At 69.7% G+C, this 15,154-nt stretch carries 13 protein-coding genes and 1 tRNA gene; 9 read left to right on the top strand and 5 right to left on the bottom strand.

Annotated elements, in window-relative coordinates:
• The first annotated feature begins 38 nt into the window (after positions 1–38).
• The 5 genes from ACIBL4_RS26760 (at position 39) to ACIBL4_RS26740 (ending at position 5,375) form a co-directional block, all read left to right on the top strand.
• The gene (locus ACIBL4_RS26760) at positions 39–515 is read left to right on the top strand and encodes a septum formation initiator family protein (RefSeq protein WP_399414336.1); all 477 of its coding nucleotides are present in this window, start codon (positions 39–41) and stop codon (positions 513–515) included.
• Between the two features lie 45 nt (positions 516–560).
• Positions 561–1,091 (top strand): DUF501 domain-containing protein, encoded by a 531-nt coding sequence (locus ACIBL4_RS26755; protein ID WP_399414334.1) that lies wholly within the window; start codon positions 561–563, stop codon positions 1,089–1,091.
• Positions 1,088–2,029 (top strand): exopolyphosphatase, encoded by a 942-nt coding sequence (locus ACIBL4_RS26750; RefSeq protein ID WP_399414332.1) that lies wholly within the window; start codon positions 1,088–1,090, stop codon positions 2,027–2,029. Before ACIBL4_RS26755 ends, ACIBL4_RS26750 begins: the two co-directional genes overlap by 4 nt.
• A 420-nt stretch (positions 2,030–2,449) precedes the next feature.
• Entirely contained in the window at positions 2,450–3,838 is a 1,389-nt protein-coding gene (locus ACIBL4_RS26745; protein WP_399414330.1) for an NAD(P)/FAD-dependent oxidoreductase, read from the top strand.
• Between the two features lie 244 nt (positions 3,839–4,082).
• The gene (locus ACIBL4_RS26740) at positions 4,083–5,375 is read left to right on the top strand and encodes a class I SAM-dependent methyltransferase (RefSeq protein WP_399414328.1); all 1,293 of its coding nucleotides are present in this window, start codon (positions 4,083–4,085) and stop codon (positions 5,373–5,375) included.
• Positions 5,376–5,603: 228 nt separating this feature from the next.
• Here ACIBL4_RS26740 and ACIBL4_RS26735 read toward each other — a convergent pair whose 3' ends face one another.
• Together ACIBL4_RS26735 and ACIBL4_RS26730 are read right to left on the bottom strand one after the other, a co-directional pair.
• Positions 5,604–8,132: an ABC transporter permease gene (locus ACIBL4_RS26735; protein WP_399414326.1), complete on the bottom strand. Its 2,529-nt coding sequence runs from the start codon at positions 8,130–8,132 to the stop codon at positions 5,604–5,606.
• A 39-nt stretch (positions 8,133–8,171) separates the two neighbouring features.
• The gene (locus ACIBL4_RS26730) at positions 8,172–8,972 is read right to left on the bottom strand and encodes an ABC transporter ATP-binding protein (RefSeq protein WP_399414324.1); all 801 of its coding nucleotides are present in this window, start codon (positions 8,970–8,972) and stop codon (positions 8,172–8,174) included.
• A 440-nt stretch (positions 8,973–9,412) separates the two neighbouring features.
• Between ACIBL4_RS26730 and ACIBL4_RS26725 the strand changes: the two genes are divergently transcribed.
• The 3 genes from ACIBL4_RS26725 (at position 9,413) to ACIBL4_RS26715 (ending at position 11,938) form a co-directional block, all read left to right on the top strand.
• A tRNA-Leu gene (locus ACIBL4_RS26725) sits at positions 9,413–9,496 on the top strand.
• 146 nt (positions 9,497–9,642) lie between these two features.
• Positions 9,643–10,818 (top strand): 4-hydroxybenzoate 3-monooxygenase, encoded by a 1,176-nt coding sequence (locus tag ACIBL4_RS26720; RefSeq protein WP_399414322.1) that lies wholly within the window; start codon positions 9,643–9,645, stop codon positions 10,816–10,818.
• 226 nt (positions 10,819–11,044) lie between these two features.
• Positions 11,045–11,938: a Bax inhibitor-1/YccA family protein gene (locus ACIBL4_RS26715; RefSeq protein ID WP_399414320.1), complete on the top strand. Its 894-nt coding sequence runs from the start codon at positions 11,045–11,047 to the stop codon at positions 11,936–11,938.
• A 70-nt stretch (positions 11,939–12,008) separates the two neighbouring features.
• On the opposite strand, the gene ACIBL4_RS26710 is transcribed toward ACIBL4_RS26715, so the two are convergent.
• Entirely contained in the window at positions 12,009–12,239 is a 231-nt protein-coding gene (locus ACIBL4_RS26710) for a DUF4287 domain-containing protein (RefSeq protein WP_306966512.1), read from the bottom strand.
• A 101-nt stretch (positions 12,240–12,340) separates the two neighbouring features.
• On the opposite strand from ACIBL4_RS26710, the gene ACIBL4_RS26705 reads away from it, so the two are divergent.
• A complete protein-coding gene (locus tag ACIBL4_RS26705; RefSeq protein WP_399414317.1) occupies positions 12,341–12,646 on the top strand; it encodes a hypothetical protein in 306 nt (101 codons plus the stop codon).
• Positions 12,647–12,728: 82 nt separating this feature from the next.
• On the opposite strand, the gene ACIBL4_RS26700 is transcribed toward ACIBL4_RS26705, so the two are convergent.
• A complete protein-coding gene (locus ACIBL4_RS26700; protein WP_399414315.1) occupies positions 12,729–13,511 on the bottom strand; it encodes a hypothetical protein in 783 nt (260 codons plus the stop codon).
• A 273-nt stretch (positions 13,512–13,784) separates the two neighbouring features.
• Positions 13,785–15,002, bottom strand: coding sequence for an acetyl-CoA C-acetyltransferase (locus ACIBL4_RS26695; RefSeq protein WP_399414313.1), 1,218 nt, complete (start codon positions 15,000–15,002; stop codon positions 13,785–13,787).
• Between the last annotated feature and the right edge of the window lie 152 nt (positions 15,003–15,154).

The raw sequence follows: 15,154 nt of genomic DNA, 5'->3' as shown, positions 1-15,154 counted from the left end.
GTACGCGCGTATGACGGCGGAGCGGGAGGCGGACACACATGGCCGTGAAGGACCGGGACCGGTTCTCCACCGCGACCAGGATCCGGCTGCTCGGCGAGCAGACCGCGGCCCGGGTCTACCGCTCCCAGACCAAGCGCCAGGCCCGCCGCTCGCGGCTGACCGGCCGTGCCGCGCTGCTCGCCCTGGTGATGTGCTCGCTGATCGTGGCCCTGGCCTACCCGATGCGGGAGTACGTCTCGCAGCGCGCCGAGATCGACGACCTCCAGCGCGAACAGCAGCGGGCCCGGCAGCGTGTCGAACGGTTGCGCGATCAGAAGGCGCGCTGGCAGGACGACGCGTACGCGGAGCAGCAGATCCGGAAGCGGTTGCACTACGTCATGCCGGGGGAGACGGGATTCATCGTCGTCGACCCGCACGCGGCGGAGCAGTCGCACGCCGACCTCGGGGCGGCCGACCGCCCCTGGTACTCGAACGTCTGGGACGGGGTCGACAAGGCCGACGCCTCCGACCAGTGAAGTGACCCGAGAGAACACCCAGAGAAAGACAGCCTGAACACAGTCATGGAAACGCCCCCGCCGACCACTCCGCGCACCGAGCCCACCGACGCGGACGTCGAGGCCTTCAAGCAGCAGCTCGGCCGGCCCCCGCGCGGCCTGCGCGCGATCGCGCACCGGTGCCCGTGCGGGCAGCCCGACGTCGTCGAGACGGCCCCGCGGCTGCCGGACGGCACGCCGTTCCCCACGCTGTACTACCTGACGTGCCCGAAGGCGAACTCGGCGATCGGCACGCTGGAGGCGAACGGTGTGATGAAGGAGATGACCGAGCGGCTGGCCGCGGACCCGGAACTTGCGGCGGCGTACCGGACGGCGCACGAGGACTACATCCGGCGCCGTGACGAGATCGAGGAGCTGAAGAACTTCCCGAGCGCGGGCGGCATGCCGGACCGGGTGAAGTGCCTGCACGTGCTGGTGGCGCACTCCCTGGCCGCGGGGCCGGGCGTGAACCCGCTGGGCGACGAGGCGCTGGCCATGCTGCCGGAGTGGTGGCGCAAGGGCGCGTGTGTGACGACCGTCGAGGAGGACGCCCAGTGACCCGTGTCGCCGCCGTGGACTGCGGTACGAACTCCATCCGGCTCCTGGTCGCCGACGCCGACCCTGTCACCGGCGAGCTGGTCGACCTGAACCGCCGGATGACGATCGTGCGGCTCGGGCAGGGTGTCGACCGCACCGGCCGGCTCGCCCCCGAGGCGCTCCAGCGGACGTTCACGGCCTGCCGCGAGTACGCCGGGATCATCAAGGAGCACGGGGCGGAGCGGCTGCGGTTCGTGGCGACCTCGGCCTCCCGGGACGCCGAGAACCGGGACGAGTTCGTGCGCGGCGTGCTGGACATCCTGGGCGTCGAGCCCGAGGTGATCTCCGGGGACCAGGAGGCCGAGTTCTCCTTCACCGGCGCCACCAAGGAGCTCGCCGGGCGGGACCACCTGCCCAAGCCCTACCTCGTCGTGGACATCGGCGGCGGCTCGACCGAGTTCGTCGTCGGCGACGACCACGTCCGTGCGGCCCGCTCGGTGGACATCGGCTGTGTCCGCATGACCGAGCGGCACCTGGTCCGGGACGGGGTGGTGAGCGACCCGCCCTCCACGGAGCAGATCGCGGCGATGCGGACGGACATCGAGGCCGCCCTCGACCTCGCCGAGGAGACGGTCCCGCTGCGCGAGGCCCGCACACTGGTGGGCCTGGCCGGGTCCGTGACGACCGTGTCGGCGATCGCGCAGGATCTGCCCGAGTACGACTCGGCCGCCATCCACCACTCCCGTGTCTCCCGCGAGAAGGTCCGCGAGATCACCGAGTGGCTGCTGCGCTCCACGCACGCCGAGCGCGCGGCCGTGCCCTCCATGCATCCGGGCCGGGTCGACGTGATCGGGGCGGGGGCCCTAGTCCTGCTGTCGATCATGGAGCGGATCGGCGCGGAGGAGGTCGTCGTCAGCGAGCACGACATCCTCGACGGCATCGCCTGGTCGGTCGCCTAGCCCGCTTCTGAGCAGGCATGGATCACGAATGAGCGCGTCCGGGGGGCTCCGGTGACCCCCCGGCGACAGCCCGTCGGAAAAGTTCGTGAAGTTCTTCACAAGGAATTCGGCCCTCCCGAGCGATCAGAGGGGCCCGGTTGACCCGTCCGGGGGCTGAACAGGCCCTTGAACATGTTCAGAAGCATGGTATGGAGGTGTCCGGGGAGGTGTGCGAAGGGGCGCTCCGGAAGGGCCTCACGGAGGCTCCTCGGATGCAGAGAGGCAGCTCACGCGGCATTGACAACGGTCCGGGGTGCACAAACGCTCCCGGTTGTCACCATGACATGGATCACGTGAGCCGCGAAGGATAACACACACCCCACCCGAGCTTGTGAAGGGGCGCACGAGCCACCCCCCTCAGGCGGGTGGATACTCGATGGCATGAGCACCACGGAGCGTCCCAGGATCCTCGTAGTAGGCGGTGGGTACGTAGGCCTGTACGCAGCTCGGCGCATCCTCAAGAAGATGCGTTACGGAGAGGCGACCGTCACGGTCGTCGACCCCCGGTCGTACATGACCTACCAGCCCTTCCTCCCCGAAGCCGCCGCCGGCAACATCTCCCCGCGCCACGTCGTCGTCCCGCTGCGACGCGTGCTGCCGAAGGCGGAGGTCCTCACCGGCCGGGTCACCACCATCGACCAGGACCGCAAGGTCGCCACGATCGCCCCGCTGGTGGGCGAGGCGTACGAGCTGCCCTTCGACTACCTGGTCGTCGCGCTCGGCGCGGTCTCCCGCACCTTCCCGATCCCCGGCCTCGCCGAGCAGGGCATCGGCATGAAGGGCATCGAGGAGGCCATCGGCCTGCGCAACCACGTCCTCGAGCAGCTCGACAAGGCCGACTCCACCACCGACGAGGAGATCCGCCGCAAGGCGCTCACCTTCGTCTTCGTGGGCGGCGGTTTCGCCGGTGCGGAGACCATCGGCGAGGTCGAGGACCTGGCCCGGGACGCGGCGAAGTACTACAAGAACGTGTCCCGTGAGGACATGCGCTTCATCCTGGTCGACGCCGCCGACAAGATCCTCCCCGAGGTCGGTCCCAAGCTCGGCAAGTACGGCAAGGAGCACCTCGAGAGCCGCGGCGTCGAGGTCTACCTGTCCACCTCCATGGACTCCTGCGTCGACGGCCACGTGGTGCTGAAGAACGGCCTGGAGGTCGACTCCAACACCATCGTCTGGACCGCCGGCGTCAAGCCGAACCCGGTCCTGACCCGCTACGGCCTGCCCCTCGGGCCGCGCGGTCACGTGGACTGCGAGACCACGCTCCAGGTCAAGGGCACCGACTACATCTGGGCCGCGGGCGACAACGCCCAGGTCCCGGACCTCGTCGGCCGCAAGGCGGGCAACGAGAACGCCTGGTGCCCGCCGAACGCGCAGCACGCGCTGCGGCAGGCCCGCGTCCTCGGCGACAACGTCCTGTCCGGCATGCGGGGCTTCCCGCAGAAGGACTACTCCCACGCCAACAAGGGTGCGGTGGCCGGACTCGGCCTCCACAAGGGCGTGGCGATGATCGTCATGGGCAAGGTGAAGATCAAGCTCAAGGGCCGTCTCGCCTGGTACATGCACCGTGGCTACCACGGCATGGCGATGCCGACCTGGAACCGCAAGATCCGCGTCTTCGCCGACTGGACGCTCGGCATGTTCCTCAAGCGCGAGGTCGTCTCGCTCGGCGCCATCGAGACGCCGCGCGAGGAGTTCTACGAGGCCGCCAAGCCGGCCCCGGTCGCCGCCGCGCCGAAGGAGAAGTCCGAGGAGAAGGCCAAGGCCTCCTGACCTCCGGTCGGTCACCCGCCTGACGGAGGGGTCCGCCAAGGACGTCCGCCGCAGGATCTTGACTGAAGGATCTCCGCCGAAGGACCTCCCGCCATCCGTGGTGCGGGAGGTCCTTCGGCGTTCCCGTTCCTTCGGCGTGGTGGTTTTGCCCAGCCATGACGCGTGCCGGGGACTGCGCGAAGGCCCCGCAGGTGTTTACGTGGTGTCGGACATTCCGGGATTCCCCGTCACGGAGGTGTACACCATGGCAGACGCCGCGCCGCGGCTCCAGGGCCTCTTCGCACAGTTGCTGGGAGCACCACTACCGGTGCGCATCCGCGCCTGGGACGGTTCGCAGGCGGGCCCGCCGGGCGCGCCGACCCTGGTCGTACGCAACCGCCGCGCGCTGCGCCGCCTGCTGTGGAAGCCGGGCGAAATGGGCCTGGCGCGGGCCTGGGTGGCGGGCGATCTCGACATCGACGGCGACCTCTACACCACCCTCGACCTGCTGGCCGGCCACATCTGGGAGCGCGACGAGGACGCCCGCACCCTCGCCCAGGCCCTGCGCGACCCCGAGGTCCGCGCCGCCGTACGCGGGCTCGTCAAGCTCGCCGGGACCCCGCTGCCGCCCGCCCCGCCCCGCGAGGAGGCCCGCCGGCCCCGCCGCAACCTGCACACCAAGCGCAGCGACAGACGCGCCATCAGCCACCACTACGACGTCGGCAACGACTTCTACGAGATCGTCCTCGGGCCGTCCATGGTGTACTCCTGCGCCTACTGGCCCAGCCCCGACAGCACCCTCGAACAGGCCCAGTACGACAAGCTCGAGCTGGTCTGCCGCAAGCTCGACCTGACCCCCGGTCAGCGGCTGCTCGACGTCGGATGCGGCTGGGGCTCCATGGCCATCCACGCCGCCCGCGAGCACGGGGTGAGCGTCGTCGGCGTCACCCTCTCCCAGGAGCAGGCCGCGTACGCCCGCAAGCGCGTGGCCGACGAGGGCCTCACGGACAAGGTCGAGATCCGCGTCCAGGACTACCGCGACGTCCGCGACGGGCCCTACGACGCGATCTCCTCCATCGGCATGGCCGAACACGTCGGCGCCGAGCGGTACCTGGACTACGCCACCGATCTGCACGGGCTGCTCAAGCCCGGCGGCCGGCTCCTCAACCACCAGATCGCCCGCCGCCCGCAGCGCGACGAGACGGCGTACGACGTCGACGCCTTCATCGACTCCTACGTCTTCCCCGACGGGGAGCTCCAGCCCGTCGGCATGACCGTCGCCATGCTGGAGCGCGCCGGGTTCGAGGTGCGCGACGTCGAGTCGATCCGCGAGCACTACGCCCTCACCCTGCGGCAGTGGGTCGCCCGTCTGGAGGCCGGCTGGCAGCGTGCCGTCCAGCTCACCAGCCCGGGCCGGGCCCGCGTCTGGCGCCTGTACATGGCCGCCTCCGCGCTCGCCTTCGAACGCAACCGCATCGGCGTCAACCAGGTCCTGGCCGTCCGCACCCCCGAATCCGGGGCCTCGGGCATGCCGCTGCGCGCCCGTACCTGGAACTGAACGCGGCACGGCCCCGGTCCCTGCGGAGGGGACCGGGGCCGTGCGGTGTGGTGGCCGGGGAGAGGGAAGACCGGGACCGCACTCGCGGCCCGTTCCGGGCGGGCCGCGAGGCTGCCGAACGGGTGACGCGGTCCCCGAATCCCCCTCCGGACCGCGCGGCCGCCCCCGCACCCGAGACGTCGAGGGCCCCTTTCCCACCGGAGGAAAGGGGCCCTCGCGTGTCCGGCGCTACTCCGCCTTGATCGCCTCCAGCATGTTCAGGCGGGCCGCCCGGCGGGCCGGCCACAGCGCGGCGAGGACGCCCACCGTCGCGGCCAGCAGGAGGAAGATCCCCATCCGTGCCCAGGGCAGGATCAGTTCGTAGGTCGCCATCCTCGTGGCCAGCAGTTCACCGGCCGCCCAGCCGAAGAACACGCCCAGGCCGATGCCGAGCACCGCGCCGAACAGGGAGATCACCAGGGACTCCAGGCGGACCATCCGCTTGATGCCCTTGCGGTCCAGGCCGATCGCCCGGAGCATGCCGATCTCCTGGGAGCGTTCGAAGACCGACATGGCCAGGGTGTTGATGACACCGAGGACCGCCACGATCACCGCCATGGCGAGCAGGCCGTAGACCATGTTCAGCATCAGCGTGAACATCTGTGCGATCTCGTTGGAGATGTCCTGCTTGTCCTGGACCTTGACGGCCGGGTTGGTGCCGAGGGCCTTCTCCAGCTTGTCCTGGGTCGCACCGGACGTGCCGCCGGCGGTCTTCACCATGACCTTCATGTTGTACGGGTCCGACTCGTGCGGCGCGAGGATCTTCTCGTCGAGCAGGATGCCGCTCAGGAAGTCGTTGCTCTCGTACGTGCCGGCGACCGTCAGCTTCTGCTTCTTGCCGTCCTCGAAGGCGACGGTGAAGGCGGAACCGGCCTTCCAGCCGTGGGAGGCGGCGGTCTCGCTGTCCACGACGATGTCGCTGCCGCCGACCTTGAAGGAACCGGAGTCGACCTTCGGGCCGGCCAGGTCGCCGATCGCGGCGCCGTTGACGCCGGTCAGGTACTCGGTCTCACCGTCGATCCGGGAGGCGGCGTTGAGCATCGGGCTGGTGGCGGTGACGCCGTCGGTCCGCTCCAGCTTCTTCTCGACGTCCGGCGACAGCGCGTTGCCGTTCGCCATGGACACCACGTAGTCCGCCTTGATCGACGCCGACGCCATCTTCTCGATGGCCTGCTGGAGGCTGCCCGCCATCACCGTCATGCCGGTGATCAGGGTCAGGCCGATCATCAGCGCGGAGGCGGTGGCGGCCGTACGGCGCGGGTTGCGCACCGAGTTCTGCCGGGCCAGCTTGCCGGAGACCCCGAAGGCGCGCAGCACCGGCGCGGCGGCGGCGATCAGCGGGCGGGACAGCAGCGGGGTCAGGATGAACACACCGATGATCAGCAGCACCGCGCCGAGGCCCATCGGCACCTGGCCGTCCGAGCCGTCCATGGTCGTCGCCACGAGGACCACCGCCACGCCCGCGGCCGAGACCAGGGCGCCCAGCGTGTTGCGCAGCACCAGCGACTTCGTCGTGGCCTTGGCGTGCACGCTGTTCATGGCCGCCACCGGCGGGATCTTCGCGGCCCGGCGGCCCGGCAGCCAGGCCGCCAGCATGGTGACCAGGGTGCCGACCGCGAGCGCGGTGAGGATCGTGGCGGGCTTGATGATCAGCGGCCCGTCCGGCACGGCCGCGTCGAACGTCCCCATCAGGGAGCGCAGTCCGGCTCCGATGCCGATGCCCGCGACCAGACCGGCCACGGCGGCGACCGCGCCCACGACGAACGCCTCGACGAGCACCGACCGCGTCACCTGCCGGCGGGAGGCGCCGACCGCCCGCATCAGCGCCAGCTCCTTGGTGCGCTGGGCGACCAGCATGGTGAAGGTGTTGGCGATGATGAAGGTGCCGACGAACAGGGCGATGCCGGCGAAGACCAGCAGGGCCGTCCGCATGCCGCTCATCGACTCGGAGATCGTCCGCGCCTGGTCGTCGGCGAGCTGCTTGCCGGTGGTGGTGGAGACGGTGCCCTCGGGCAGCGCCTTGTCCAGTTCCGCCTTCAGCGCGGCCTGCGAGACGCCCGGCTTCGCCTTGACGTCGATCTGGTCGTACACGCCCGCCTTGCCGAACAGCTTCTGGGCGGTCGCCGTGTCGAAGAGGGTGAGGCTGCCGCCGGCCGCGACGTTGCCGTCGTCGGTGGTGAAGATGCCGGTGATCTTCGGGGTCAGGACCGGCCCGTCGACCGACATGCGTAGGGTGTCGCCGACCTTGTACCCGGTGCGCTTCGCCGTCGCGGAGTCGATGAGGATCTCGCCCGGGCCCTTGGGGGCGTGGCCGCCGACCAGGGGATAGCGCGGGTCCTTGGCGCCCCAGTAGTTGCCGCCCTGCGACTGGAAGCCGTCGCCGATGAGCTTGCCGTCCTTGTCGGCGATGGCGGTGAAGCCCTGCACGACCCCGATGGCGGACGCGGCCCCGGGGACCCGCTCGCTCTTGTCGAGGGTGGCCCGGGTCAGGTCGTGGGGCTTGCCGACCCGGTCGCCCTCGGCCTCCTGGTAGTCCGCCGTCATGGCGACGTCGACCTGGTCGAAGCCCTTGGCGGAACTCTTCTGGTAGGCGTCGGAGATGGTGTTGGTGAAGACCAGGGTCCCCGACACGAAGGCCACGCCGAGCATCACGGCGAGGACGGTCATCAGGAGCCGGGCCTTGTGCGCGAGCACGTTGCGCAAGGCGGTACGGAACATGGGTTTCTTCTTCTCAGTCCTGTCGGTCCTGACGGGGGATCAGCTGGTGCGGCCCTTGGCGTCGAAGGCGGGGGCCTGGGGGTTTCCCCCAGGAAGGACACGCATCCGGTCCAGGACCGACTCGGCCGTCGGCCCGTACATCTCGTCGACGACCCGGCCGTCCGCGAGGAAGAGCACCCGGTCCGAGTAGGCCGCGGCCACCGGGTCGTGGGTCACCATCACCACCGTCTGGCCCAGTTCGCGCACGGAGTTGCGCAGAAAGCCCAGTACCTCGGCGCCCGAGCGCGAGTCGAGGTTTCCGGTGGGCTCGTCCCCGAAGATGATCTCGGGCCGGGAGGCCAGCGCCCGGGCCACGGCGACGCGCTGCTGCTGACCGCCCGACAGCTGGGAGGGCCGGTGGCCGAGCCGGTCCGCCAGACCGATCATCCGGACCACGGAATCCAGCCACTCCTTGTCCGGCTTGCGGCCCGCGATGTCCATCGGAAGGGTGATGTTCTCCAGGGCTGTCAGGGTCGGCAGCAGGTTGAACGCCTGGAAGATGAAGCCGATCTTGTCCCGGCGCAGCTTCGTCAACTGCTTGTCCTTCAGGGAGCCGAGCTCGGTGTCGCCGATGCGCACCGACCCCGACGAGAAGGTGTCGAGACCGGCCACGCAGTGCATCAGGGTCGACTTGCCGGAGCCGGAGGGGCCCATGATCGCGGTGAACTCGGCCTGCCGGAAGTCGACGGAGACCCGGTCCAGGGCGACCACCCGGGTCTCACCCTGTCCGTAGATCTTCGACAGATCCGTGGCGCGCGCGGCCACGGTGGTGGCCCGGTCGGTGAGCGGTGCGGTGGTCACGGGATGGCACTCCTGTCGGACGACGGTGTTCTTGGAAGGACTCGTTCCATCGTCCGGGTCCCACACCGCCGTTGTAGTCACCCGTTGTTCCGGTTCCGGGGGCCGACTCCAGTCTGACCGGGAGGGGCGGGGTCATACCTGGGGATGACGAACGCCCCTGAGGCAACGGGGTGTCGGGAACCGCGCGTTCCGGTTGTCGGGGAAACGAGCGGTCAAGTGTCAAGAACAGGTGGAGTGCCCTCGTTCGAGCGGTGAAATTCCGTCATTCCGGCTGCGCTGCCGACGGTCGCACGCAAGGCTATTGGCAAGTGCGGATGGCGCGTTCCGTGTGCTGATGCACCCTCAGACGTCAATAAAATAAGACAACATCGGTCCGCCCTTCCGCTGTTCGGGGGACACGTCCCGATAGTCTCGGAACCTCGATGCGGAGCCCATGGCCTGCCCGGATGGTGGAATGCAGACACGGCGAGCTTAAACCTCGCTGCCCCTTCGCGGGCGTGCCGGTTCGAGTCCGGCTCCGGGCACCTTCCGATCCCTGTGTGGTCCATTGAGAAGTTCACGGCGTGACCGTTGACAGCGGTCGCATGCCGTCAGAGACTCACATCCGACAACGGTGAAGGAATTTTCACCTGACGAACGCGTGGACGAACGGATGGGAAGGGGTCGCCCGATGCGCACCACCGTCGGCATCATCGGAGCCGGCCCCGCCGGCCTCCTCCTGGCCCGGCTGCTCCACAACGCCGGCATCGACTCGGTCGTCCTGGAGAGCCGCGACCGCGCCTACGTCGAACGGCGGCAGCGCGCCGGGATCCTGGAGCAGGGCACCGCGGACGTGCTGCGCGCGGCCGGCGCCGGGCAGCGCATGGACCGCGAGGGGCTGCGCCACGACGGCATCGAACTGCGCTTCGACCGCAGGCGCCACCGCGTCGACTTCCCCGCCCTCACGGGCGGACGCTCCGTGATGGTCTACGCCCAGACCGAGGTCTGCAAGGACCTCATCGCCCTCCAGCTCGCCGAGGGCGGACCGCTGCTGTTCGAGGCGGAGGCGCTGGCCGTGGAGGGTGCCGGCACCGACGCCCCGCGCGTCCGCTTCCGGCACGAGGGCCGCGAGGACGTCCTGGAGTGCGCGTACGTCGTCGGCTGCGACGGCTTCTGGGGCGTGGCCCGCAAGGCGATCCCGGCCGAACTCACCCAGGTATTCGAACGAAAGTACCCCTTCGGCTGGCTCGGCATCCTCGCCGACGTGCCGCCCTCGCACGACGAGCTGGTCTACGCCCGCCACGACCGCGGCTTCGCACTCTTGTCGATGCGCTCCCCGTCCGTCTCCCGCCTCTACCTCCAGGTGCCCGACGGCACCGACGCCGAGGCCTGGAGCGACGAGGAGATCTGGGACGAGCTGGAGCGCCGCTTCGAGACCGCCGACGACTGGCGCCTGGAGCGCGGCCCGATCACCCAGAAGTCGGTCACGCCCATCCGCTCCTACGTCCACGAGCCCATGCGCCACGGCCGCCTCTTCCTCGCGGGCGACGCGGCGCACATCGTGCCGCCCACCGGCGCCAAGGGGCTGAATCTCGCCGTCGGCGACGTCGTGACGTTCGCGCGGGCCCTGGCCCACCAGCAGGAGACCGGCTCGTCGGCCCTGCTCGACGCCTACTCGGAGACCTGTCTGCGCCGGGTCTGGCAGGCCGAGCGGTTCTCCTGCGACATGACGACCCTCCTGCACCGCGCCCCCGGCGCGACCGGCTTCGAGGACCGGCTCCAGCTCGCCCGGCTGGACCGCATCGCCTCCTCCCGCGCCGCCGAGACCGATCTGGCCGAGGGGTACACGGGCTTCCCGTTCGGGTGATGCTCCGGTCGATGTAGGGGCGGCGTCAGCGGGTGATCTCCGTCCGGTTCCGGACGTGTCGCAGCTTGGTGATGAATGACCCCCTCCGGTGGGGGGAATCACGAAGCCGCGTAGCGTGTTGCGCAGCACGACGAGGGAAAGATCCTCCCCAAGCACTAGGGTCTTTCCTTTGCCTACCTATTACTCTTGAGCCAAGGCCACGCAGTGTTGGCCATGGAGGAGTGAAATGAGGAGCAGAAACCCGGTCTTCTCGCGACGGGGGTTCAGCCGCGACAACGGCTACGCGGGCTTCAACACCGCGCCGCAGGCCGGGGGTCCCGCTGTCGCCACCCAGGGGAACCCGTACGCACAGCCGACGGGCAACCCCTACGCGCAGAACCCTTACGCCCAGCAGGACCTGCAGTACGGCGCGCCGCCGCAGGCCCCGGCCACCACCGGCCGGATGACCATCGACGACGTCGTCCTGCGCACGGCGAGCACCCTCGGTGTGCTCATCGTCACCGCGGCGCTCTCCTGGGCCCTGCTGCCGGTCGACGACGCCAACATCAGCCGTAGCTACGGCATCGGCATCGGCGCCGCCCTGATCGGCATGGTCCTGGCGTTCGTGCAGTCCTTCAAGCGCAAGGCCTCGCCCGCGCTGATCCTGACGTATGCCGCGTTCGAGGGTGTCTTCCTCGGCGTCGTGTCCAACATCGTCGACAGCCGCATCGCCGACGGCGCGGCCATGCAGGCCGTGATCGGCACCATGGCGGTCTTCGCCGGTGTGCTGATCGCCTACAAGGCCGGCTGGATCCGCGTCAACCGCCGCTTCTACGGCTTCGTGATGGCGGCCGCGCTCGGCTTCATCCTGCTGATGATGGTGAACCTGCTGTTCGCGGTGTTCGGCGGCGGTGACGGCCTCGGCTTCCGCAGCGGTGCCCTCGGTGTCGTCTTCGGCGTCATCGGCATCATCCTCGGCGCCTGCTTCCTCGCCCTGGACTTCAAGCAGGTCGAGGACGGCGTCGCCTACGGCGCCCCGCGTGAGGAGGCGTGGCTCGCGGCCTTCGGCCTCACGCTGACGCTGGTGTGGATCTACCTGGAGTTCCTGAGGCTCATCTCGATCCTCAACAGCAACGACTGAACGACTAGTACTGACCAGTCGTACGCGAAGGGCCCCGGCATCGCCGGGGCCCTTCGTCGTGGGTGCGCGCCTAGAGCAGTTTGCGCGCGGCCCTCCTCAGGTCGTACTCGTGCACGATCGCCTTGGCGTGGCCGTACGCGAGGTTGTGTTCGTGCCGGAGCCAGCTGACCTTTTCCTCGAAACGGAAGAGTGCCGGGCCTTCTTCGACGGTGCGCAACCAGTCGGAGATATCACGACCGGTGCAGTGGGGGATGCGGGCGAGCATGTTGCGATGGGTCTCTTCGGAGAAGACTTGGGACATCGGCGCCTCCGGACGCTGGGATGTAAGCCGGTCCTTCAGGTCACCGTGCCTGAGTGTTCGCCCGTTGGCAACAGTCCCGGTGCGACGCGTACGCTCGCGGCGTGGTTGATACGACGCCTCTGACCCGTGCGGTGGAGCACTTCGCCGATCGTTTGAGGGCTGCGCCCCAGAGCCGGTTGCAGCGGGGCGCTGCCGCTGAGGCTCTCGGGCTGGCCCGGGAGTTGGCCCGGAGGGCGCAGGTGCTCGAGGGGCTGGAGCCTCGGGAGATGCCGGATGCGGGGATGTTTGCAGCGGCAGATCAGATCACCGTTGCCGGGCATGATCTGGCGGTGGTGATTCCCAGTGGTGCCGATGTCGATGAGGCGGTGCGGTTGGTTGAGGAGGCGCAGAAGCGGGCGGGGGTTTAGCGCCGTTCGCGGGTGCGGGTAGTTCGTGGCTGGTCGCGCCCGCGCGGCGGAGCCGCATATCGATACAGCCCCGCGCCCCTGACTACAGGGACGCGATGACCCTGTCGGCCAGGATGTAGACGTTTTCCTCGCCGCACTCGAACGTCAGGGTGTAGGCGCCCGAGATGCCGGAGCCGCCCAGGAGGGTCGGGGTCTCGCCCGCGCGCAGGGCGGCGGCGAGGCGTTCCGCGGTTTCCCGGTGGCCCGGGGTCATGCACAGGGTCGTGCCGTCGGCGAAGACGTAGACGTCGAGGGTGCCCAGGGGGCCCGGGCGGACGTCCGTCAGTTCCACGCGCTGGGCGGCCAGCTCCTCCAGCGTGGCGACCGTGCGCTCGTGGTCGTTCGCCACCGGCGACTGCGTCGGCACGAAATCCGGGTGGGAGGGGTGGCGGCGGCGGGCCGCGGCCAGCTCCGGGGACTCCGCGGCCGGCTCCTCGGTGTCCGCGCCGGGCTCGGACACCGGCTCCAGACCCGCGAAATCGGCCTGCCGGGGCAGGAACAGGTCGACGTCGGGCAGACCCAGCATGGGCGGCGCGTCGGAGGCGTCACGGGCCTCCTGGGCGGCCCAGAACGCCCGTGCCTCGGCGAGCTCCCGCTCGCGTTCCTCCGCGAGCGCCGCTGCCACGGCGGCCCGTATCTCGTCGGTGTCGGCCGACGTGCGGGCGGCGGGCAGCAGGGCGCGGGTGGTGGCGGCGCGGTTCTCGGCCAGCGCGGTGTGCAGGGCCGCGACCTGTCGGCGCAGCTGGAGGACGGTGCGCAGGACGGCGACGCCCACGGCGCCCGTGGCGGCCGTGGTGACCAGCAACGCGATCGGCATGGCGCTCACTGACGTACTCCCGGTTCAAAGTCGACCCCCGACTTCCTACATCAGCTTGAACGGCGGACTAACCAGCTGTCAGTGCGTAACGTCACGAAACGGACAGGGCTTCGGTGCCGGGGGAGGGGGTGGGGCTGTTGTGACCTGGGCTTCTCTGCGTGTAGAGGGAGATAGGTCACATCCTGAGGGAGATTGGATCACAAAACAGCCCAGAACCCCGGAGTTTCCGGGGTTCTGGGCCAAGACCTCACGGTGGGTGCTATGGCGGCTACGGTCAGGCGCTCAGCTGAGGCGCTCGATGACCATGGCCATGCCCTGGCCGCCGCCGACGCACATCGTCTCCAGGCCGAACTGCTTGTCGTGGAACTGGAGGGAGTTGATGAGCGTAGTGGTGATGCGGGCGCCGGTCATGCCGAAGGGGTGGCCGACGGCGATGGCGCCGCCGTTGACGTTCAGCTTCTCCAGCGGGATGCCCAGGTCGCGGTAGGAGGGGATCACCTGGGCGGCGAACGCCTCGTTGATCTCCACCAGGTCGATGTCGTCGATGGTCAGCCCGGCCCGCTTCAGGGCCTGGTTGCTCGCCTCGACCGGGCCGAGGCCCATGATCTCGGGCGACAGGCCGGAGACGCCGGTCGACACGATGCGGGCGAGCGGGGTGAGGCCCAGCTCGCGGGCCTTGGTGTCGGACATGATCACGAGCGCGGCGGCACCGTCGTTCAGCGGGCAGCAGTTGCCGGCCGTGACCATGCCGTCGGGGCGGAAGACCGGCTTCAGGCCCTGGACGCCCTCCAGGGTGACGCCGGCGCGGGGGCCGTCGTCCGTGGAGACGACCGTGCCGTCGGGGAGGGTCACCGGGGTGATCTCGCGCTCCCAGAAGCCGTTCTTGATGGCCTCTTCGGCGAGGTTCTGCGAGCGGACGCCGAACTCGTCCATGTCCTGGCGGGTGACGCCCTTGGCGCGGGCCAGGTTCTCGGCGGTCTGGCCCATCGCGATGTACGGGTCGGGCAGCAGGCCGTCCTCGCGCGGGTCGTGCCAGGTGGAGCCCTCGGACCGGGCGGTCGCCTCGGTGCGGGCCTCGGCCTCGGCGAAGATCGGGTTGTGCGTGCCGGGCATGTCCGAGCTGCCGTTGGCGTACCGGGAGACCATCTCGACGCCGGCCGAGATGAAGACGTCGCCCTCGCCGGCCTTGATGGCGTGCAGGGCCATGCGGGAGGTCTGCAGGGAGGACGAGCAGTACCGGGTGACGGTGCAGCCCGGCAGGTGGTCCATCCCCATCTGCACGGCGACGATGCGGCCGAGGTTGTGGCCCTGCTCGCCGCCGGGCAGACCGCAGCCGAGCATCAGGTCGTCGATGTCCTTCGGGTCCAGCTCGGGGACCTTCGCCAGGGCGGCCTGGACGATCGTGGCGGTCAGGTCGTCCGGGCGGAGGTCCTTGAGGGAGCCCTTGACGGCGCGGCCGATGGGGGAGCGGGCGGCTGAGACGATCACGGCTTCGGGCATCACGGCTCCATTGACGTACCGGGTGGTCTGGCTGGGCTGACAGGGAAGTTACCCGTACGTATGGCCTGGGTCACGGGTATGGCGGTGTGACCCTGACCGCAGTTTTCTAAGCGCTTGCTTTTTCCGGCCTTCGGGGACTTTCGTCAGTTCTT

The organism is Streptomyces sp. NPDC050416 (assembly GCF_044458845.1).
In the GTDB taxonomy this organism is placed as follows: domain Bacteria; phylum Actinomycetota; class Actinomycetes; order Streptomycetales; family Streptomycetaceae; genus Streptomyces.
Note: the sequence above shows the minus strand (reverse complement) of the source record. Positions and strands in the feature narration are given on the sequence as shown.

What these genes read in the sequence shown, in the direction of transcription:
- ACIBL4_RS26760 (WP_399414336.1), top strand. Translation starts at nt 39, where the DNA reads ATGGCCGTGAAGGACCGGGACCGGTTCTCCACCGCGACCAGGATCCGG.
- ACIBL4_RS26755 (WP_399414334.1), top strand. Translation starts at nt 561, where the DNA reads ATGGAAACGCCCCCGCCGACCACTCCGCGCACCGAGCCCACCGACGCG.
- ACIBL4_RS26745 (WP_399414330.1), top strand. Translation starts at nt 2,450, where the DNA reads ATGAGCACCACGGAGCGTCCCAGGATCCTCGTAGTAGGCGGTGGGTAC.
- ACIBL4_RS26740 (WP_399414328.1), top strand. Translation starts at nt 4,083, where the DNA reads ATGGCAGACGCCGCGCCGCGGCTCCAGGGCCTCTTCGCACAGTTGCTG.
- ACIBL4_RS26735 (WP_399414326.1), bottom strand. Translation starts at nt 8,132, where the DNA reads ATGTTCCGTACCGCCTTGCGCAACGTGCTCGCGCACAAGGCCCGGCTC.
- ACIBL4_RS26720 (WP_399414322.1), top strand. Translation starts at nt 9,643, where the DNA reads ATGCGCACCACCGTCGGCATCATCGGAGCCGGCCCCGCCGGCCTCCTC.
- ACIBL4_RS26715 (WP_399414320.1), top strand. Translation starts at nt 11,045, where the DNA reads ATGAGGAGCAGAAACCCGGTCTTCTCGCGACGGGGGTTCAGCCGCGAC.
- ACIBL4_RS26710 (WP_306966512.1), bottom strand. Translation starts at nt 12,239, where the DNA reads ATGTCCCAAGTCTTCTCCGAAGAGACCCATCGCAACATGCTCGCCCGC.
- ACIBL4_RS26695 (WP_399414313.1), bottom strand. Translation starts at nt 15,002, where the DNA reads ATGCCCGAAGCCGTGATCGTCTCAGCCGCCCGCTCCCCCATCGGCCGC.